The following is a 19,882-nucleotide window of genomic DNA, read 5'->3' on the forward strand; positions in this document are numbered from 1 at the left end:
TGGATGCGGGCGGGTAAACAGGATGCGAAAAGTGAATGCCATTCAAGCACGGATTCTCGCCGTTCACTTCATTCCTGGTTGACTGGCCCCCGCGGCTCGGTAAGGATAAAGGGTACGCTGGAGGTGCTATCGATGATCGACAACGACTGTTCCGGATCGGGTTTGGCCAAGGCGCAGGATGCGGCTGTGGAGCTCTACCAACTGGCGGCCTTGTTGCTGGGCAAGCAGACGGATGCGCTGACGCTGGTGGAAGAAGTTCTCGCCGGGGTGGAGATCGACCCCTGCGCGCAGCAGGAAGCGGCAGAAGGGCTGGTGCGTGAGCGGCTGCTGGCTTCAGTGATCACGCGGCTGGCTGCCGAAGACCCGAAGGGTTTCGCTGCTCCGGCAGCGAGCGTTCAGGATGTCTGCATTGAAGACGACGATCTCTCGGCCGCCGGCCTTACCGCGGCGCAGCTGAGCGAGATGATCGGCGGCTCCGGCCGCGAAGAGATGCGCGCATGGCTGGAGCAGCTTCCCGCGGCACAGCGGGCCATCTTTATTCAGCGCGCGGTGCTCGGCCGTGACAACGCAACCACGGCGGCCAGCCTGCCCGGCGGCAGCGGATGGTCGGCGCAGCAGGTGAGTGACAGCTACCGCCAGGCGCTGTGCTCGCTGGCCAACTCGCTGGTGCATGCGGCGGTCCGGGTGTCCGCGTAACCCCATATTTCCGATAAACAAAGGACCGGCTTCCCTGTGGAAAGCCGGTCCTTTACTGTGTAGGGGCGGTTTCTTCCTGAGTTTTCCGAACCGGAACGGCCGGTTCCCCGTTCCCGCCGGGCCAACCGGGAAGCAAGCGCAGTGGAATCAAACGCAATTTGTCGTTAATTCTGAATATTTTCCGCAGTGGCCGCATCCAAAAGCTCGTAGCCTTTTCCCGTAATATTTCGGGTAAGTAACAACCATTTTTTCTGGAGTCATGTGTGGCAAGAGCCCTTCTTCCTGGGCAGGGAAAAGCTGTCTTGTGTTCGGTGCTGACCGCCGGAGTGCTGGCGCTCGCGCCTTCTGGAGCGTACGCATTTCAGCTCGGAGGGGGTGGTGGCGGTGGCGTCGTTCAGCCTTCGTCTCCCATTCAGATCCAGCAGCCGGTCATTAATAGCCAGACCTACCAGGGTTCCGAGACGACGGACAAGGCGACCGACGTGGTTCTGGACCTGACTTTGGCCGATGCGGTCGCGCGTGGTCTCAAGCACAATCTGGGCCTGATCCTGACCACACAGAGCACGACGAGCTCGCACGGCTCGCAGCTCGAAGAATTGCAGTCGCTGCTGCCGACGGTTACCGGCAAGATCACGGAGTCGGTCCAGCAGACCGATCTGCAGGCCCTCGGCCTGCGCGGCGAAGGCTTCCCGGCAATCATTGGTCCCTATGGCTATACCGACCTGCGGGCATCGCTCAAGTGGTCGCTATTGGATCTCTCCTCGCTGCAGAATTACCTGGCCTCGAAGCACAACTTCGCCGCCTCGAAGCTCTCCGCTACCGACGCGCGGGACATGGTGGTGCTGACGGTGGGCAACGCCTACCTGCTCTGCATTGCCGACAAGTCGCGCATCGATTCCGTGCAGGCGCAGGTGGATACGTCGAAGGTTTCACTCGATCAGGCGGTCTCAAACCATCAGGCCGGAACGGCTCCGCTGCTCGACGAGTTGCGCGCCCGCGTCGATTACCAGACGCAGGAACAGACGCTGATCAGCACCAAGAACACCTACGAGAAGGATAAGATCGCGCTGGCCCGCGTCATCGGCCTGCCACTCGAGCAGAAGTTCCAGCTAGTCGATCAGGAGCCCTATGCGGCCCTCGATCATGTGGAAGCGGACGACGCGGTGAAGCAGGCTCTCGGCGCACGCCAGGATCTGGCGGCTGCGAAGGAGCAGCAGACGGCGGCCGAGCATGCGCGGCATGCGGCCACCGATGAGCGTCTGCCGGTCATCAGCTTTTCCGGTGATTACGGCGACATCGGTGTGAACGTGGGGACATCCCGCTCGACCTTCGATGCGACCGGGTCGATCGATTTCCCGATTTTTGAAGAAGCAAAACTGCGCGGCGATGCCAAAACTGCGCAAAGCCAGCTGGAGCAGGCGAAGGCCAAGGCCAGCGACATGCAGGGCCAGATCGGCGCCGATGTGCGCGACAGCCTGCTCGATCTCGAGTCGGCGGCCAAGCAGGTGGAAGTAGCCCGCAGCAATGTGGAGCTGGCGAAGGAAGCGCTGAGCGAAGCGCAGCAGCGGTACAAGGCCGGGGTCTCTGACAACCTGGCGGTATCGCAGGCGCTGCAGTCGATGGCGCAGGCCGACGATCAGTATGTAAGCAGCCTATACCAGCACAATGTCGCGAAGCTTTCGCTGGCGCGCGCGCTGGGAGTGGCGGATCAGAAGTATCAGGTTTATTTGGGAGGAAAGTAGCGGTGGCGGACGAGAAGCCCGAACAGCAAAACGGAAACGGCGGAAAACAGCCTGAACAGCCTGAGCAGAAGGCGCGGCGCCGGTTCATCATCGTAGGCGTGGTGTTGATCCTCTTGGTGGGCGCGCTGCTGTTCTGGTGGCACTCCACGTATTACGAGGACACCGACGACGCACAGGTGAACGGCCACCTGATCCAGGTGAGTTCGCGTATTGCCGGCAACGTGATCAAGGTCAACGTGGACGAGAACCAGTTCGTGGAAAAAGGCACGGTACTGGTCGAGCTCGACCCCAAGGACTTTGAGACCGCGGTGCAGCAGGACGAAGCCAACCTGCAGGCGGCCGAGGCTGCCTATGAAGCGGCGAAGGTCAACGTGCCGGTCATCAATATCAACACGGGCACGAACCTCCGCACGGCAGGCGTAGACGTTTCGACGGCCAGCGCCCAGGTGGCGCAGTCGGAGAAGCAGCTTGAGGCTTCGCAGGCGGCAGTCCTCCAGGCCGAGGCGAACAACACCAAGGCGCAGCTCGATCTGCAGCGCTACACCCCGCTGGTCGAGAAGGATGTGATCTCGAAGCAGCAGTTCGATGCGGCGGTAGCCACGGCGAATGGTGACAAGGCGGCTCTCGCGCAGGCGCAGGCCCAGGTGTTGGCCTCGCAGGATGCGGTGCGTGTCGCGAAGGATCGTGTAGCGCAGACGCAGCAGGCCCTGAAGTACGCGGAAACCGCGCCGCAGCAGGTTGCTATCCAGAAGGCGAAGGCCGACCAGGCCGCGGCTCAGGTGGAGCAGTCGCGTGCAGAGTTGGCCCAGGCGCAGCTGAACCTCAGCTACACGAAGCTCGTGGCTCCGGAAGCCGGCATCATCACGCGCAAGAGCGTGGAAGTGGGACAGAACGTGAGCGTCGGCCAGAACATGGCAACGCTGGTCTCGCTTGACGACATCTGGATCACCGCGAACTTCAAGGAAACCCAGCTCGAAAACATGCGCGCTGGTCAGCACGTCGAGATCAGCGTGGATGCCTACGGCGGTCGTAAGTACGACGGCAAAATCACGCAGATCGGCGGCGCAACGGGCTCAGTTCTTAGCCTCTTCCCGCCGGAGAACGCGACCGGTAACTACGTAAAGGTGGTGCAGCGCGTCCCGGTAAGAATCGACCTGACGGACATGAAGGAAGATTCCGACCATCTGCTCCGGCCCGGCCTCTCGGTCGAGCCGAAGGTCCGGGTCAAGGACTAACTGCTCCGCTGGCATAAACAGGAGGCGCCCTTCGGGGCGCCTCCTTTGTTTATCCATAACGGCGGCAACATTTTCTGCGTAGTGTGAAGGAGTGCTATTTCTGTAGCTAGTCAGTTTCTGGAGACTTCTGCGTAGTGTGAAGGAGTGCTATTTCTGTAGCTAGTCAGTTTCTGGAGACAGGACGATGGAATCCGGCAGACAGCGAACTCTCAATGTGCTGAAGAGATCCGGGCTCTGGTTCGGCTGCGTATTGACCGCCATGGCGCTGTTCAGCGCCTGCATGATGTTGGCTCCTCCATTCCATTGGGACTGGGATGGCTACGTGCTGGTTTATCGAATCACGTCGATCCTGGCTTTGCCGGTCGCCCTGTTGTTTTTGCCGGCCGTTCTGCGGTTCCGCCAAGCGAGCGCACCGCAAATGCTGGCTATTCTTTCGTCCGGAGTGCTAGTCGGACCGGTTGCTCTTGTCCTCTGGTCTCAGGTGATGATCTGGCATGGTGCAAATGCCGACATGGTATGGCACGGAGATCCGGAGGTAGGTTTCGGTATCTGGGGTGAGGCAAAGTATGCTGCGCTCGTCGGCTTTCTTTCGACCACTCTATACATCCTCTCTTTTCGCGCTCTAGGAGTAGCGAAGAATTCGAGGTAGCCCGGGCCCTGCTCCGTGCATCCAATCAGCACAAGGAGAGGGAAAATGAGCACTGCAGCTTTGAAGGAAGTTTCGAAGAGCACCGGCACGGATCTGATCACCCCGCATTGGCACCAGACCGCCAAGGAAATCCAAAAGTTCGGCTCGGTCATCAAGGATCTGCCGATCGGCATCAAGGAAGATGCGCGGCGTGAGGTGTGCGAGCGCCTGAACCTTCTGCTGGCGGACACCGCGAGCCTGCGCGACCTCTACAAAAAATCCCATTGGCACGTCGGCGGCCCTACCTTCTATCAGCTGCATCTCCTTTTTGATAAACACTTTGAGCAGCAGGTAGAGCTGGTGGATCTTCTCGCCGAGCGTATCCAGATTCTGGGCGGCGTGAGCGTGGCGATGGCGCACGACATTGCCGAGTTGACGCGCCTGCAACGGCCTCCGCGTGGTCGGGAAGAAGTGCCTGTCATCATCTCGCGGCTGCTCGAAGCGCATGCGCTCATCCTCAAGGATGCGCGTGAGCTGGCTAAGAAGGCCTCGGATCTGGGAGATGACGGCTCGAACGATCTGTTAATCAGCGATGTGGTGCGCACCAATGAAATGCAGGTATGGTTCCTGAGCGAGCATTTGGTCGAGATGCCTCTGGTGCACGCGAAGTAGTTCCATCTACAGGATGGCGCGGCCGGAACCAGCGGGATTCGGTAGTGCGCAGCGAAGAGCCGCAGGCCGGGCAGACCTGCGGCCTTCGTGCGTCTGGAGGGCTACGGCATGGCCGGGTGAATCGTTTGCCGGTTGCAGGGCATCCATGAATCACTGACAATCAATCGGTGACAGTGATCGCTGCTCGCCGGTTTCTCTGATCGCTGCAATCTTTCGGTTTTGGATTCGAGGCTCGTGGTGCCGGTCGCGCTGGATTTCTTCCTGAAATACGGATACTGGATTCTGTTCCTGTGGGTGATGACGGAGCAGCTCGGGGTGCCGATCCCGAGCGTGCCCGTGCTGCTCACCGCGGGCACGCTGACCGCTACGCACAAGCTGAACCTGCCGCTGGTGCTGGTCTCCGTCATGCTCGGTAGCCTGGTGAGTGACAGCCTCTGGTACCTGATGGGCAAGAAGTATGGCGGCGCCGTCGTAAAGCTGCTTTGCCGGCTTTCGATGGAAAGTTCGACCTGCGTTCGCAAGACCGAAAACTACTTCACCAAGCACGGCCCGGCGGCCCTGCTGGTGGCCAAATTTATTCCCGGCCTGGGTAGCGTGGCCGCACCGATCGCGGGGCAGACTTCGATGCCTTACAGCTCGTTCGTCATCTTCGATTGCGCCGGTATCCTGATCTGGGCATTGACCTTCACCCTCGGCGGTCGCTTCTTCGGTGACGTGCTCAAGAAACATCCCGGCGCGCTGAGCTGGGTGGCGCACTTCGCCGTGCTGCTCTTCGTGCTGCTGCTGCTGGCCTTCCTCTTCTATCGTTTCCTGCGCCAGCGCGCCTTCCTCAAGGAGATCCGCACGCAACGCATCTCTCCGCAGGAGTTGAAAGAGATGCTCGACGAAGACCAGCCGGTGTACATCGTGGATCTGCGGCATCCGCTGGACTACCTGCCGGACCCGCGCACCCTGCCCGGGGCTGTCATGCTGACCCCGGACAAGCTGGTGCTCGAGAGCGAGCAGATCCCCCGCGACCGCGATGTGGTGCTCTTCTGCACCTGCCCGAGCGAGGCGACGGCGGCCAAGATGGCGCTGGCTATCCGCAAGCTGGGTGTGTATCGCGTGCGGCCGCTGCTGGGGGGGTATGACGAGTGGAAGAAGCTCGGTTTTCCTCTGGTGCAGATTCCCGCAACGGGCGAAGTGGACAGGGCCTTTGTGCCCGCCGACCAGATTGCCTGATATCGCATTTGATCCAGCTGTGCATCCGCTGTGCTAAGTTGAGCAGAAGTACACCACAGTTGAGGATGCCATGGCCTGGGTAGAGACATACCACTGCGACGTTTGCGGGAAGCGCAAGACTGAAGAGGCGACCGACTGGTGGCTGGCTTGGACCGAAGGGACGTCTCCGCTCCCCGGCGGGGATTGCCAGCCGGTGCTGCGGCTGACGCCGTGGCACGTTTTCCTCTCCCATGACGCAGGCGTAAAGCATCTCTGCGGCGGCCGCTGCGCGCAGACGCTCATGGATCGCTGGATGCACACGCAGACCGGGTGCGTAACGGATTAAGTCAGGTAGCAGCTAGTTGTCAGTTCTAAGAACGGCCAGCGGGGATCTCTCCTGTTGGCCGTTTTTGCGCCTGGCTGCTGGACGGGCGCAGAGCGCACGTCTCACTTTCCGCCGCAGGCACACACCGCCCATTAAGATAGAACGTTACGCCCGCAGACGGGCGTGCGAGGAGTGAGCTTGGCATACGACGACCTGCGGGACTGGATCAAGGCAATGGAAAAGGCTGGCGAACTGAAGCGCGTACGCGCGGAGGTGGACCCGATCCTGGAGATGACGGAGATCGCTGACCGTGCCTCGAAGGCAGGCAAAAAGGGCGGTGCGAAGGGATGGGCGCCCGGCGGTCCGGCTCTGCTCTTCGAGAATGTGAAAGGCTATCCCGGAGCCCGCGTGCTGATGAACCAGTTCGGCAGCGAGAGCCGCATGAAGCTGGCTCTGAATGTCGACTCGCTCGACGAAATCGCCGGACGCATCCGCACCTTCATGGAGATCAAGTCGCCTGAAGGCCTGCTCGAAAAGTTCAAGATGCTGCCCATGCTCGCCGAGGTGGGAAAGTTCTTCCCCAAGGTGATTTCGGCCAGGGACGCGGCCTGCAAGCAGGTGATCCGGCGCGAGAACTTCAGCGTGCTCGATTTTCCCGTGCTCAAGACCTGGCCCTTTGATGGCGGCCGCTTCATTACGCTGCCCTGCGTGATCACCCGCGATCCGAAGACCGGCAAGCGCAACGTGGGCATGTATCGCATGCAGGTGTACGACGGCCAGACGACCGGCATGCACTGGCAGCGCCAGAAGAATGCGGCCGAGCATCTCCGCGAACGGGTGCGGGCATCCGTAGGCACCTCGCCCGCGGCGCATGTTGCGGCGATGGCCGAGACCGCAGGCGCGACCACCAACATCGCTGGGATGACAAACACCATCTCCGGACCCGTGACGCCGGGTGCTCCGCAGGTGGCCTTCGGCAAGGAGAAGGACGGCCGGCTTGAGGTCGCCGTGGCCATCGGCACCGATCCGGCGACGACCTTTGCTGCCATTGTGCCCGCGCCGCCCGAGGTCGAGGAGTTCATGATCGCGGGTTTCCTGCGGCAGAAGCCGGTGGAGCTGGTGAAGTGTGAGACGGTGGACCTCGAGGTGCCTGCACATGCCGAGATCGTGCTCGAGGGCTATGTGAACCTCTCCGAACTGCGCACCGAGGGGCCGTTCGGCGACCACACCGGCTACTACACCATGGAAGACGAGTATCCGGTCTTCCACATCACCTGCATCACGCACCGCAAAGATCCGGTCTACGCGGCGACCATCGTCGGCAAGCCTCCCATGGAGGATGCATGGATGGGCAAGGCGGTCGAGCGCATCTTCCTGCCGCTGATGAAGCTGACCATGCCGGAGATTGTCGACATCAACCTTCCGGCGGAAGGCGTTTTCCATAACCTGATGATCGTGTCCATCCGCAAGAGCTATGCGGGGCAGGCGCGCAAGGTGATGAACGGCATCTGGTCGATGGGGCAGGCGATGTTCACCAAGTGTGTCATCGTTGTCGACGAAGACTGCGATGTGCAGGACCTGGGCGAGGTGACTCTGCGCGTCACGAATAACATCGACCCGGAGCGCGATATCGCCTTCACGCTGGGGCCGGTCGACTCGCTCGATCACGCCTCGCGGCTGCCGAACTTCGGCAGCAAGATGGGCATAGACGGCACGCGCAAGTGGGCAGCCGAGGGCTTCACACGCCAGTGGCCGCCGATGATCGAAATGGATCAGGCGACCAAGTCGCGCGTGGATGCGATCTGGTCCTCGCTCGGCATCGACGGACGGGAGAAATAGATCTTCCGGATCTGCGCAGGCGTGAGAGCTATCCGTCAGCGGTTAGCCAGAAATGGGAGCCCACCCATGACAAGCGTTTCGTCGTGGGTGGGTTCCGAGGATTTCGCCATTCCTTTTGTCACTCGCTGCTTGAAGAGAACAGCAGGTTCCTCCACTTCGCGAGACGAAAACGTCTCGCTTCGGTCGGAATGACAAATCTGCTTTGAATTTCGTGCTTCTCTACTCCAGCCAAAACCGGGCTTGAATGGGCCACCGTCGAGGTCGAGGCCCTATCTGAGGCCTGAGTGAATGGCGAAAAGGCCGCGCAGGTTGTCTCACCCAGGAGACAAAATATGTGAGTTTTCTCACAATTACGCTGATGTGTAACCTTCTTATCTGCAATGACTTAATGGATTTATTGACCGAGTGCTGGATTTGCCCGTGCCGGAGGTATATAACGGTGGGCATGTCGATCGTGCGCAACATTGCCGGAATTGCGAAGGGAATGAGCATCACCTTTGGTGAGATGTTCCAACCTACCGAGGTCGAGAATTATCCGGATGGACCGGGACCGCTTCGGGGAGCTGTTTTCCAAGAGCGCTTCCGTGGAGCGCACGTGCTGCAGCGCGACGAGCATGGTCTGGAGAAGTGCGTAGCCTGCTTCCTGTGTGCAGCCGCCTGTCCTTCCAACTGCATTTACATCGAGGCTGCTGAGAACACCGCCGAGCAGCGTATCTCGAGCGCCGAGCGTTATGCGAAGGTCTACAACATTGACTACAACCGGTGCATCTTCTGCGGCTATTGCGTGGAGGCCTGCCCGACTGATGCGATCACGCATGGCCATGGCTTCGAGCTGGCCACGCTGAACGCCACCAATCTGGTCATGCGCAAGGAAGACATGCTGGTTCCCACCGTCGCCATGCCGGGTGAACTGGCCGCGCACTCCGACTCCGTCAAATAAGACGAAGCAGTAAAAAGCAGGAAAGAGAACAGAATCTTCTTTCCCTTCATCCAAGCAGGCAGGTGCTTCGCGCCGTATCTATGCTGGTTTGCGATGTGAGGAGAGAGGATGCGAAAGATACTCTGGGCCGCGGGGATCGCGGCCTTCTGCTTTTCTGCTGCGGGATGGTCTCAATCTGTGACCATCGGTACGCCTGTGGAGGTTTCTCCAAAAACCATTAAGCCCTCCGGCTCTGCGCCGCGGATGAAGGTGCAGCTGCTGTCTTCGAACCGTGACGTGAAGGAGTACGCGGTGATCTTCTACACCGGCGATGAGGCCTTCAGCGGTCTTGCCCGGTTCGCGCAGGAGTATCACGTGACCAGCGCGCACTTTACCGCGATCGGAGCCATCGCCGCGGCAAAACTGGGCTGGTTCGATGCGGCAAAGAAGATCTATCGCATCACGCCCTACACCGGGCAGATGGAAGTCGCCTCGATGAGCGGCGATATTGCCGAGTACCAGGGCAAACCTGCTGTGCATGCGCATGCCGTGCTGGGAATGCCCGACGGCTCCGCGCGCGCCGGACACGTGGTGGAGATGCAGGTCAGGCCCACGCTGGAGGTGATGGTTACGGTCGACCCCATCGGCATGCAAAAGCGCTTCGATCCGGATACGGATCTCACGCTCATCGATCCGAAACCAGAGTGAAGCCAGGCGTATCGCCCGAGGAGTAGAATGGGCCAACGACCCTCTATGACTGACTCGGGCCCCACAATACTTCACGTGTGCAGTAGGGAGACGATCCTAGGACTGCGCGATCAGATTTTGCGTCTTCATGGCTACCAGGTGGACTCCACTCTGGGTCCCGAGGAGGCACTCGAACTGGCGCGACGGCGTGTCTACGATCTGGCTGTGATTGACGTGGAGGGCGACGGACGCATCCCTGTGGCCGAGCATCTCTGCCAGCAGCTCAAGGAGCAGAGGCCCGGGCAGGATGTGCTCTTTATCTGCAACTATCGGGTCTCGCACGAGAGCGAGTGCCCGGATGAGGTGATCCGCGCCGAGTTCAATCCGAAAGCCATGGTCGAGGGGATCGAGAGTTTCCTCCGCAAGCGGACGGAGTGACCGATAGCCTGCAGTGGGCGTAATTGAAGAGCAGATGGGCAGCCTCTACAGGCTGCCCATCTGCGTTTACAGCGGTTTCGGAGCCGGAACCGGCGTGGCGGCGGGGTTCGGCACCAGCGCAGGCAGTGGATCGATCGCCCATACATAGACGAAGAGCTCGCGGCTGTAATGGAGCACCGGAGGAATATCCGGCAGCTGAATGCCGTGCGCCGCGGGCAGCTCATTGATCTCAAATTCTGCCTCGGCCCGCTCGAGCGGCCAGGGCAGGTGGTGGATATTGCCTTTGAAGATGGCGTCGCGTTCGCCGGCTTTGCCCGGACCGGCGGTGTAGAGGGCATAGCGCTCGGTCAGGAACTGCTCCAGCCCCTGTTTGTCGGAGGCTTGCCCGAGCGAACGGTAGCGGGCCCGGAAGCGGGCGCGGTTGTCGGTAAAACGGCGCTCGCTCGAATAGGCGAATTCGCGATTGCCGCAGTGCTCGATCTTCATCTTCGACCAGTAGTAGGGCAGCCGGTAGAAGGTGCGGGCGAAGGTGACGGCGATGGGGTTGCCGGCGTCGAGTGAGAAGAAATAGACGCCGCCGAGGTTGGTATGCGGCTCGCGCACGTAGGTGCGCAGGTTGAGCTCGGGAAAGCGGCTGAGACCGGGAATGGCGGGCAGGCCGCGCAACCGGATCTGATCCATCCAGAATGGAACGACGCCCACCCAGGCGGAGCCGTCGAAGGTGTCCACGGTGAGGCCGGAGGGGATCAGAGAGGCAATCTGCGAGGCCGGAACCGGCCAGTGCGCAAACAGCAGGTCGTTCCAGCGCTGGGTCATGCTCCAGTGGGCGGAGGGGAGTGGCCAGGGCCGATGACTGGTGTCCGAAAGAATATCGCGCATGCGGGAGGAAGGGCGCGACTGCGGCAACCGCTTCATGGTAGATAGACCCGGGGCAGACGAAGAGAGTTGCTGCGGAAGCTCAGGGATTTGGGCTCTGCTCACGTTGCTTTCCTTGGATTCCTACTGCGTCATAAAAGACCATCCGGCAAATGGGGGAGGGCCGAATGGGGCGCGAGTAACTCACAGCTCAGGACACAACAATAGAGCTGAGGATACCGTATCCTGTAGCAGATGCAGGTCAAGGAAGAAGGCCGGGAGGCCAAAGGAATCATGGAAGCGGAGCAGCCAAGGAATCGGACAGAGGTGTTTGCAGTGCACGGGGCGGACCCCGAGGTGCTGGCCTACGCCATGGCCAAGTACTCGCGCTCGGCGCTCTCCATGAAAGAGTCGCTCAGGGAGATCTCGAGCCAGCGGGCCGAGCAGTTCCTGAATACCTTTTATTTTCAGTACGGGCACCGCTCCATTGCGGACCTGGCGCACCTGGCGTTCGCCATCGAGCGGCTGTCGCTGCTGGCAGCGATCGTGCTGGTGGACGAGCAGCGCTGGGACGGGCAGGAGCGCTCGACGCGCTACCAGAACTTCCGCACCAGTGGCTGGTATCTGCCGCACTTCACGGGCGATATCGCCTCGGAGACGGAATTCAAGGCGGGGATCGAATCCCTCTTTGCCGCCTATCACGAGGTCGCCGAGGGCGTTACGGAGAGCCTGAAGAGCTCGATCGCGAAGCCTGAGGAGATGAAGCCGGAGGCTTACGAGCGCACCCTCAAGGCTCGGGCCTTCGACGTTGCCCGCTACCTTCTGCCGCTGGCGACCAACACGTCGCTCGGCCAGATCGTAAACGCCCGCACCCTGGAGACGCAGGTCTCGCGGCTGCTGTCGAGCCCGTTTGCCGAGATTCGCGAGCTGGGGGAGAAGCTGCGCGAAGCCGCCAGCGGCTCAGCCTGGAACGTGCGCGCGGAAGAAATGGCTGCGGTACAGCACGAGATCCGCAAGGTGGACGTGGAGCTGGGAGAGCGGACCTCGGAGATTCTGACGCGTCCGGTGCATGTGGCTCCCACGCTGGTGAAATACGCCGCGCCGAACGAGTACGAGATCCGCACGCGCGCCGAGCTGAAACAGGCTGCCGCGGAACTGATGGGCTCGGAGCTGATCGATGCGGCTCCGGTCGTAGACCTGGTCGAGGCCGATCCGAGCCTCGAAGTGGAGCTGGCTACGACGCTGCTCTACGGCGCCTGCCACTATCCTTACCGGCAGATTCAGCAGCGGGTGGCCTCGCTCGACGAGGTGCGCCGCAACGAGATTATTGAGCTGGGAATTCGCCATCGTGGCCGTCACGACGAGCTGCTGCGCGAGTTCTCGGCAGGGCAGGCACTCAAGTTCGACATCCTGATGGATATCGGCGGCTTCCGCGATATGCACCGCCATCGCAAGTGCACGCAGATCATGCAGCCCTTCACCTCGCTGCACGGTTTCGATGTGCCCGAGGGGCTGGCCGAGGCTGGTCTTGAGGCCCGCTATACCGAAGCGATGACGGCAGCGCATGAGGTCTACGCAAAGCTGGCTGCGGGCGCAACGCCCGAGGCCGCCGAGCGGGCACAATACCTGCTGCCACTGGGCACGCGGAACCGTTCGCTCTTCAAAATGGACTTCGCCGAGGCGCTCTATATCTCTGAGCTGCGCTCGGCTCCGCAGGGACACTTCTCCTACCGCCGCGTGGCGTGGGAGATGTACAAGGCTGTCGAGGCCCGGCATCCGGCGCTGGCGCGGTACTTCCGCGTCACCAACGTAAACGAGCCAGTAGACCTCCTCAAACGCTAGCCACTGCGCGTGGCGCGAATCGCCTTCGGCTCCCGCTCCCGTTGGTCGCGAGTTGGGTGCCGTGCAAGACAAGAAGGGCCGGAAGCTGCGTGCTTCCGGCCCTTCTTTCTGTGAAAGGTGCGCTTATTTCGCAGCCAGTGCCTTATCGAGCGCGGCTTCGAGCCCTAAAAAATCGGATTCAGTGTAGCCGACGCTCTGGAAGACGATCACACCGTGCCGGTCGATGACGTAGGAGCGCGGAATGCCCACGTCGGCAAAATGCTTGTACACCTCGCGCTGCGGATCGTAGGCGAGCGGGAAGGTATAGGCGGCGTGCTTGGCTGCGAAGCCGGCGACGACGTCCTTGGTCTGCTCACGGGCGATGGCCACCATGGCGAAGTTCGGGTTTGCCTTGTACTTCTCCCAGACCTCTTTTTCGAGGCGGGGCATCTCCACCTGGCAGGGGCCGCACCACGTCGCCCAGAAGTTCACGACCACGACTTTGCCCTTCTCGTGAGCGAGGTTAAAAGTGCCACCGGACAGCTCGTCCACCGAGATTGCGGGCGAGGTATCACCGACCTTGGTATGCGTGCCTTTGACGAAGGCGTCGGCCTCTTTGGCGTCCGTGGCCTGGTCCGCGGCATGGGCGGAGAGTCCGAGGGTGAAGGCAAGGGCGAGCGGAACGAGTGCTTTGAGTGGGCGCATGGTTGGAAATTAGGATAGCGCAGAATACTCGCTGCGATTTCTGCGCTCATAAGTGTAGTGCGGAGCGAGTTATGCTTTTTCCATGCTCGCGATGATTAGAGATTGGATCAAGAGTTCGCTCACTGCTTGGGGAGTCTTCGTGATGTTCATTTGCTTCTGGAGTGGTCTGGCCGCGCTGATGCTTGGAATCGGCTTTACGGGCTACAGGGCGTGGTGGTGTGCCAATAGTATTGAGGCAGATGGTATTGTGGCGGCGCTGGTTCAGCGTGTAGACACTGAAGATGGTGTGACCGCGACGTCATATGCACCTGAGTTTCGGTTTCAGGCAAAGGACGGCTCCGAGCATCGGGTTCAGTCCGACACGTATTCGAACCCTTCTGTATATGCAGTAGGTGATCGGGTGCGCATACTCTATCGTCCGGAGAAGCCTGCTTCTGCGCGTATCAAGAGCTTTCTTCAGCTCTGGCTATTGCCGTTGGTGTTCGGCATCTTGGGCGTCCTCTTTTCTTTGGCCGCCTCCGCGATTCGTAGAGTCTGGTTCGGATATTGGTTCTATTGGAGCAAGCCGCTCTCGATTGCGGCATAAACCTTCCCACGTCTCAGAGTCGAGACGTGGGGCACCCGGTGATTTTTTCCGGAAGGCGCTTTAGCGGCCGGCGGCGCGGTGCTTTTCGATACGCGCGAGGATGCCGTCCCACAGCGCGATCCGGGAACGCAGAGCAGACTCGGCAGCCTTTGCGGCTTCTTCCCAGCGCTCGTGCGAGTCGCCGCAGAGATCGGCGACCAGGCCGAGCGAGAGCGGGCCGTGATCTTCGCCATCGACCTCGATATGGCGCTCGAGATACCAGACGAAGCGGTCGAGCCGTCCGCTGAGTTCGCGGTTCAGGTCGCGCACCAGCGCGCGGAACATGGCCGGGATGAGGTCTTCGCGTCCGAAGGCGAAGGCGCCTGCCTGCGCTGCGGGCGTGCCGCGTTCAATGATGCGGAAGGTATCGCCGACAAAGGCGCGGGCCTCGGCGGGCGTGTCTGCGGCGAAGATTACATTGCCGGTCGGCGCGTGGCCGATGAGCGCGTCGATCGCCGAGGTCGAGGCTCCGGCCTGCCGCATAGCGGCGAGGTACATTTCGAAGTGGCTCGCGGGCTGGCCGTCGTAGACGTCGCTCTCTTCGCCGAGAACGATCTCATTGATGAAGCGGCGGCTCGCGGGGAAACGCGTGGGCACCCAGGGCACGGTCACCGAGGTGAGTGTGCGTTGCAGGCTCTTGAGCAGGCTCATGAAGTCCCATACCGCGAAGACGTGCGACTCCATGAAGAGGCGCAGCTCGGCGACGGTGCGGATCTCGAGATAGAGCGGGTGCGCGGCGAGCTTTTCGCGGAGCGGAGCGATGCGGGCTTCGATGTCGACGGCGGCAGCGTGCGGGGCAGGGATCGCGGTATTCACTCTCCATTATCGCGCAGGGGAAGTCCGCAGGGGACGGCGCTGGCATTTCCAGCTTGCGGGTGTGTCGTTTCGGGAGTACAGTCGTTTATCGATATATCGATAAACGAGGTTGCGATGCCGAAACGAAAGCTTGACCCACTCCCGGCAGCTGCTTTCCAGATTCTTGTCGCGCTGGCCGGTGAGGATTTGCACGGGTACGCGATCATGCGGCAAGTGGAGGAGCAGACGGGCGGCCGCATGCGCATGGGACCGGGAACGCTCTATGGCTCGATTCAGACACTGCTGGAAGAGTCGCTGATCGAAGAGGTGAGCCGCGCGGACGATGAGGATAGCCGGCGCAGGCTCTATCGGCTGACGGCGGAGGGGCGGCAGGTGGCGCGGCACGAGGCCGATCGGATGGCATATCTGCTGCGTGCGGCGCGGGTAAACAAGATCTTCCGGGGGGACTATGTCTGAGCGGATATTTGCATTGCTTTTGCGGCTCTATCCGGCCCGCTTTCGCCGGGAGTTCGGAGACGAGGCGTTGCAGTTGGTGCGTGAGCGTCTGCATGCGGAGCATGGATTGGCGCGGTTATGGCTGTGGTTCGAGCTTGCAGGCGATCTCGTGCTATCGCTGCCACGCGAGCATGTGCGCAACCTGAGGCGTCCACGTGTGGCGCAACCGCAGGTCGCGGGCGGCGGCATGTTCTGGATGGTCGAAGAGCGCCCGCCGCAGCCAGGGAGCTTCATCATCGGTGCAGTCTTTGCGTTGCTGGCATTGAGCCTGTTCCTTTTTCTCCTGAACCACGGCGGTGTGGCGCGCTCGGGTGGTTGGCAAGGCACGTTGCAGGGCCTGGATGCGGCTTACGCATCGCAGGCGACCGCTGGTCAAGGCGTGAGCGGCGTGCCGGAGATCGATGCGGCGGAGCGCGAACGGGTGATCCGTGGGGTGATCGAGAATGTTCGCGCGAATTATTTCGACAAAGATAAAGCGCAGCAGGTGACGACAGCGCTGCGCGAGCATCTGCGTGCCGGGGATTACGACACGATGGATACGGGGAATCTCTTCAGCGCAACGCTGAACCGGCAGCTGCGCGCCGTGACGCACGATGAGGGGCTGATGGTGCTCTTTCGCGCGGATGGACTTTCGACCTCGCACGCCTTTGCCACGCTGCACGTGATCGATACGCGCTTTGGCGTTCTTGTTCCGTGAACTCATCGCGGGAATAAGAAAGACCGGCCCGCAGGCCGGTCTTTGCATTTGCGAAGGAACAGGTTTAGCGCAGCAGGTCTTCGAGCGTCGCGCTGAGGTCGGTCTTTTCGTCGCGATACTTCACGATGACCGGCGTGTAGACGCTGAGGCCCCACTCGGCGGCCTTGCCTTTCTGGATAGAGCGCGAGCCGGCGACGACGACGGCGTTCTCGGGGATGATGAGCGGCGTTTCGGAGGTAGCGCGCAGGACGGTGCCGTTCACGGTGTCGTACACCGGTGTGCCGCGGGTGAGGATGGTGCCGGCCGCGAGCACGGCGCGCTTGCGCACGATAGTGCCTTCGTACACGCCGCAGTTGCCGCCAACGAGCACATCGTCTTCCAGGATGACGGGGCTGGCGTTGACCGGCTCAAGGACGCCGCCGACCTGGGCTGCAGCGCTCAGGTGCACGCGCTTGCCGATCTGGGCGCAGCTGCCGACCAGGGCATGCGAGTCGACCATGGTGCCTTCGTCGATGTAGGCACCCACGTTGACGTACATCGGGGGCATGCAGACGACCGACTTCGCCAGATAGGCTCCGGCGCGGACCGAAGACCCGCCGGGGACCACGCGGACGCCCTGCTCGGCGGTGAAGGTACGAGCGGGGTAGGTGTGTTTGTCGACGAAGGAGAGATCGGTGCCCGCGGCCTCGAGCGTGCCGAGGCGGAAGCCGAGCAGGATACCCTGTTTGACCCAGGCATTCACGCGCCAGCCGGTAGGCTGGGTCGCGTCGGGTTCGGCAGAGCGCAGAGTGCCGGCTTCAAGGGCCGAGCGAAGCTCGAGGAAGGCGGCCATCGCGGCCGGATCGCCGATGACTGCTGCGCCGGCGGCAAAATAGTGCTGAATCTGGGACTGAAGCGTGCTTTCGGACATTTGTTCATAGTCTAAAGGCGGTTAGCAGTCAGCCACAAAGACGGCTAGCCGCTATGTGGCCGGGATATCATGGGCGCGCGATGGATGAGATGGCGGAGTTCGACCTGGCGACTGCAAAGGCAGCGGCGCATAGAACCTGGACGGCAGGGGACTTCGGGCAGATCGCCCGCTACGCGGCAAATGAGGGAGAGGCCTTCGTCGAGCGGCTGGGGCTCGGTCCGGGGATAGATGTTCTGGATGTTGCCTGCGGCACCGGGAATCTGGCGATCCCGGCGGCGCGGACCGGAGCGTGGGTCACGGGCGTGGATATCGCGCCGAACCTGCTGGAGCAGGCGCGGAGGCGAGCAGCTGAAGAAAGCCTGGATGTGGCCTTCGACGAAGGCGACGCCGAGGCGCTGCCCTACCCTGACGGACGTTTCGATGTGGTGATGAGCATGTTCGGGGCGATGTTCGCGCCGAGGCCGGAGGTTGTGGCGCGCGAACTGGCGCGGGTGTGCCGCGCCGGAGGCCGCGTGGCGATGGCCAACTGGAATCCTGCCGGAGGCGCAGGGAGGATGTCGGCCATTGCACGGAAGTATCTGCCGCCGCCAGAGGGCATTCCTTCGCCTGCGCTATGGGGCAATCCGGCTGTCGCTACGGCGCGGCTTGAGGCGGTGGGATTTCGCGTAACCACGGCGATGCGGGCGGTGGAGTTGGACTTTCCGTTCTCCCCGAGGGAGACGGTTGCGTTCTTTCGCGAATACTTCGGTCCGGTCAGGATGATTTTCGAGCGGCTCGATGAGGAAGCGCAGGCCGGCTATGCGGCCGATCTCGAAGCCTTCTGGAATGAAAGCAACAGCGGAGGCCCGGGCCGGACACAGGTGGTGAATGAGTATCTGGAGGTGGTTGGGGTGAAGAACTAGGCTTGTCATTCAGTGGCCGAACAGCCAGACACTGGGCAAACTTTCTACCACGAGGAGACATCCGTCCTCTGGCCCCAGCGTTTAACCCGAGCTGTTAGTTGCACCCGATGCGGAGGGCGCTAAGGATGATGAGGGGTAGCCATAAGAGGAGGGCTATCGCGGCATATCCTTTTTTCCTGTCCAAGAAGCAAGCGGGAATTGAAATCAAGGGTGACCAAATCATTGCTTGAACAGCAACCTGCCATACATGGTAGTAGCTTGTATGCAACACGGCGGAGTACGTCGTATATGGCCGATGAGCGAAGCAGTCCATCTCTGGTCGTCCGCCGATAACCCATGTAATCGTGAACCCAGTCAGGAGCATCAGTAGTGCTGACATTCCTGTCCATGCACGGCTCGGCCTGATTACGTTCATGCTCGCTATGCTACTGCATCGCGCAGAGGTCTCTAAGGCTTGAATATGCGGCGCGCACGTGCAAGCCTTCCCTGCGGCACTCTACGCATCTAGTCGGGGAATCGTGCCTGGATCGTAGATTTATGTGAGACCCACCCGTGACCAGCTGCCTGTCATGGGTGGGGCACCCGGATTTCGTGTGATAAGAGAACTGCGGGTTCTTCCGCTTCGCTCACTTCCTCCGCTCCGGTTGGAATGACATCTCTTGAAAAGAGCCGAGGCTAAAACAGCCCCAGGTCCCCTTCCGGCTGCGGTCCGTGTACCAGCAGGCCGAGTTCGCCGGCGATGCGTTCGAGCTTGGCGCGGGTCGAGGGTGCGACCGGCACGATCGGCAGGCGGTAGTGTTCTTCGAGCTTGCCCATCATGGCCATCACGGCCTTCACCGGGCCGGGACTGGTCTCCCAGAAGTTGGCCTGCAGCAGGCGGAAGTACTTGCGGTTGAGGCGACGCGCTGTGGTCCAGTCGTTGGCCAGGGCGGCGTGCATCATCGCGGTCATGTCCGTCGGGATCTGGTTCGATGCGACCGAGACGAGCCCGGCGCCTCCGAGCGCGATGGTGCCGAGGGCCATGTTGTCATCTCCGGCGTAGACGTGGAAGCTGCGCGGCACCAGCGTGAGCAGCTCGGTGATTTGCGGCAGGCTGCCGCTCGATTCCTTGACTCCGGCAATGTTCGGCTCGGCATCGATGAGCCGCAGCACGGTTGCCGGCTCGAGATTGGTGCCGGTGCGGCCGGGGATGTTGTAGAGGACGACGGGCAGATCCGAAACCTGCGCGGTCGCCTGTGCGACGGCGCGGAAGTGCTGGAACTGGCCTTCCTGATTGGGCTTGTTGTAGTAGGGGTTCGCCGTAAGGATGGCGGTAACGCCGGGGATCTTGGCGGCGAGGGCGGCGCGCTGCGCGGCTTCGCGCGTGGAGTTATGCGTGGCTCCGGCCCAGACGGGGATACGTCCGGCCACGGCCTCGGTAATGATGCGGATCACCCGCAGCCATTCCTCGTCGGTCAGGGTCGGCGTTTCGGCGGTCGTGCCGCAGGCAACGAGCCAGTCGATGCCGCTTTCCACCTGCCATTGCGCAAGGTTGTAAAGAGTAGGTTCGTCGAGGCTCCCATCGGCGCGGAAGGGAGTGACGAGGGCAGTACCACAGCCAGTCGGTGCATCCATCACGATAGTGAGTTTACAGGGGGCGGCGCGCAAAAGAGAAACGCGGCGATCCATGGTGGGG

The 19,882-nt window shown here is 61.6% G+C and carries 21 protein-coding genes; 16 read left to right on the forward strand and 5 right to left on the reverse strand.

Going from position 1 to position 19,882, the window contains the following annotated elements; genetic code table 11:
* Positions 1-132: 132 nt before the first annotated feature.
* The 11 genes from QM649_RS03185 to QM649_RS03235 all read left to right on the forward strand — a co-directional run bounded on the left by QM649_RS03185 (position 133) and on the right by QM649_RS03235 (position 10,381).
* Positions 133-696: a hypothetical protein gene (locus QM649_RS03185; RefSeq protein ID WP_415197560.1), complete on the forward strand. Its 564-nt coding sequence runs from the start codon at positions 133-135 to the stop codon at positions 694-696.
* A 311-nt stretch (positions 697-1,007) separates the two neighbouring features.
* Positions 1,008-2,438, forward strand: coding sequence for a TolC family protein (locus tag QM649_RS03190; protein WP_415197601.1), 1,431 nt, complete (start codon positions 1,008-1,010; stop codon positions 2,436-2,438).
* A 2-nt stretch (positions 2,439-2,440) separates the two neighbouring features.
* Positions 2,441-3,673, forward strand: coding sequence for an efflux RND transporter periplasmic adaptor subunit (locus QM649_RS03195; protein WP_415197561.1), 1,233 nt, complete (start codon positions 2,441-2,443; stop codon positions 3,671-3,673).
* A 184-nt stretch (positions 3,674-3,857) separates the two neighbouring features.
* The gene (locus QM649_RS03200) at positions 3,858-4,322 is read left to right on the forward strand and encodes a hypothetical protein (RefSeq protein WP_415197562.1); all 465 of its coding nucleotides are present in this window, start codon (positions 3,858-3,860) and stop codon (positions 4,320-4,322) included.
* A gap of 45 nt (positions 4,323-4,367) precedes the next feature.
* Positions 4,368-4,973, forward strand: a complete 606-nt coding sequence (locus QM649_RS03205) for a Dps family protein (RefSeq protein WP_415197563.1) — start codon at positions 4,368-4,370, stop codon at positions 4,971-4,973.
* 219 nt (positions 4,974-5,192) lie between these two features.
* Positions 5,193-6,194: a VTT domain-containing protein gene (locus QM649_RS03210; RefSeq protein ID WP_415197564.1), complete on the forward strand. Its 1,002-nt coding sequence runs from the start codon at positions 5,193-5,195 to the stop codon at positions 6,192-6,194.
* Positions 6,195-6,264: 70 nt separating this feature from the next.
* On the forward strand, positions 6,265-6,519 hold the full coding sequence (locus tag QM649_RS03215; RefSeq protein ID WP_415197565.1) for a hypothetical protein: 255 nt from the start codon (positions 6,265-6,267) through the stop codon (positions 6,517-6,519).
* A gap of 177 nt (positions 6,520-6,696) precedes the next feature.
* Entirely contained in the window at positions 6,697-8,337 is a 1,641-nt protein-coding gene (locus QM649_RS03220) for a UbiD family decarboxylase (RefSeq protein ID WP_415197566.1), read from the forward strand.
* A 445-nt stretch (positions 8,338-8,782) separates the two neighbouring features.
* Positions 8,783-9,277 carry an NADH-quinone oxidoreductase subunit NuoI gene (gene nuoI, locus QM649_RS03225; RefSeq protein ID WP_415197602.1) on the forward strand — a complete coding sequence of 165 codons (495 nt, stop codon included), beginning with the start codon at positions 8,783-8,785 and terminating at the stop codon, positions 9,275-9,277.
* A 108-nt stretch (positions 9,278-9,385) separates the two neighbouring features.
* On the forward strand, positions 9,386-9,964 hold the full coding sequence (locus QM649_RS03230) for a PPC domain-containing DNA-binding protein (RefSeq protein ID WP_415197567.1): 579 nt from the start codon (positions 9,386-9,388) through the stop codon (positions 9,962-9,964).
* Positions 9,965-10,102: 138 nt separating this feature from the next.
* Positions 10,103-10,381, forward strand: a complete 279-nt coding sequence (locus tag QM649_RS03235) for a hypothetical protein (RefSeq protein ID WP_415197568.1) — start codon at positions 10,103-10,105, stop codon at positions 10,379-10,381.
* Between the two features lie 66 nt (positions 10,382-10,447).
* On the opposite strand, the gene QM649_RS03240 is transcribed toward QM649_RS03235, so the two are convergent.
* The gene (locus QM649_RS03240) at positions 10,448-11,197 is read right to left on the reverse strand and encodes a YqjF family protein (protein WP_415197569.1); all 750 of its coding nucleotides are present in this window, start codon (positions 11,195-11,197) and stop codon (positions 10,448-10,450) included.
* A gap of 333 nt (positions 11,198-11,530) precedes the next feature.
* Between QM649_RS03240 and QM649_RS03245 the strand changes: the two genes are divergently transcribed.
* Positions 11,531-13,078, forward strand: coding sequence for an FAD-dependent thymidylate synthase (locus QM649_RS03245; protein WP_415197570.1), 1,548 nt, complete (start codon positions 11,531-11,533; stop codon positions 13,076-13,078).
* 123 nt (positions 13,079-13,201) lie between these two features.
* On the opposite strand, the gene QM649_RS03250 is transcribed toward QM649_RS03245, so the two are convergent.
* Positions 13,202-13,762, reverse strand: a complete 561-nt coding sequence (locus tag QM649_RS03250) for a TlpA family protein disulfide reductase (protein ID WP_415197571.1) — start codon at positions 13,760-13,762, stop codon at positions 13,202-13,204.
* 82 nt (positions 13,763-13,844) lie between these two features.
* Here QM649_RS03250 and QM649_RS03255 point away from each other — a divergent pair, with 82 nt between their 5' ends.
* Positions 13,845-14,348, forward strand: coding sequence for a DUF3592 domain-containing protein (locus QM649_RS03255; protein WP_415197572.1), 504 nt, complete (start codon positions 13,845-13,847; stop codon positions 14,346-14,348).
* A 60-nt stretch (positions 14,349-14,408) separates the two neighbouring features.
* Here QM649_RS03255 and QM649_RS03260 read toward each other — a convergent pair whose 3' ends face one another.
* Complete coding sequence (locus tag QM649_RS03260) at positions 14,409-15,203, reverse strand: DUF3050 domain-containing protein (protein WP_415197573.1); 795 nt, start codon at positions 15,201-15,203, stop codon at positions 14,409-14,411.
* Between the two features lie 114 nt (positions 15,204-15,317).
* Between QM649_RS03260 and QM649_RS03265 the strand changes: the two genes are divergently transcribed.
* Both QM649_RS03265 and QM649_RS03270 read left to right on the forward strand, forming a co-directional pair.
* Positions 15,318-15,659 (forward strand): PadR family transcriptional regulator, encoded by a 342-nt coding sequence (locus QM649_RS03265; protein WP_415197574.1) that lies wholly within the window; start codon positions 15,318-15,320, stop codon positions 15,657-15,659.
* Complete coding sequence (locus tag QM649_RS03270) at positions 15,652-16,395, forward strand: hypothetical protein (protein WP_415197575.1); 744 nt, start codon at positions 15,652-15,654, stop codon at positions 16,393-16,395. The genes QM649_RS03265 and QM649_RS03270 overlap by 8 nt, the downstream gene beginning before the upstream one ends.
* 64 nt (positions 16,396-16,459) lie before the next feature.
* Here the strand turns inward: QM649_RS03270 and QM649_RS03275 are convergent, their stop codons facing one another.
* On the reverse strand, positions 16,460-17,305 hold the full coding sequence (locus tag QM649_RS03275) for a 2,3,4,5-tetrahydropyridine-2,6-dicarboxylate N-succinyltransferase (RefSeq protein WP_415197576.1): 846 nt from the start codon (positions 17,303-17,305) through the stop codon (positions 16,460-16,462).
* Positions 17,306-17,385: 80 nt separating this feature from the next.
* On the opposite strand from QM649_RS03275, the gene QM649_RS03280 reads away from it, so the two are divergent.
* Entirely contained in the window at positions 17,386-18,207 is an 822-nt protein-coding gene (locus QM649_RS03280) for a class I SAM-dependent methyltransferase (protein WP_415197577.1), read from the forward strand.
* 675 nt (positions 18,208-18,882) lie between these two features.
* Here QM649_RS03280 and dapA read toward each other — a convergent pair.
* Positions 18,883-19,821 (reverse strand): 4-hydroxy-tetrahydrodipicolinate synthase, encoded by a 939-nt coding sequence (gene dapA, locus QM649_RS03285; protein WP_415197603.1) that lies wholly within the window; start codon positions 19,819-19,821, stop codon positions 18,883-18,885.
* Between the last annotated feature and the right edge of the window lie 61 nt (positions 19,822-19,882).

The organism is Silvibacterium sp., from assembly GCF_047605705.1.
Lineage (GTDB): Bacteria > Acidobacteriota > Terriglobia > Terriglobales > Acidobacteriaceae > Silvibacterium.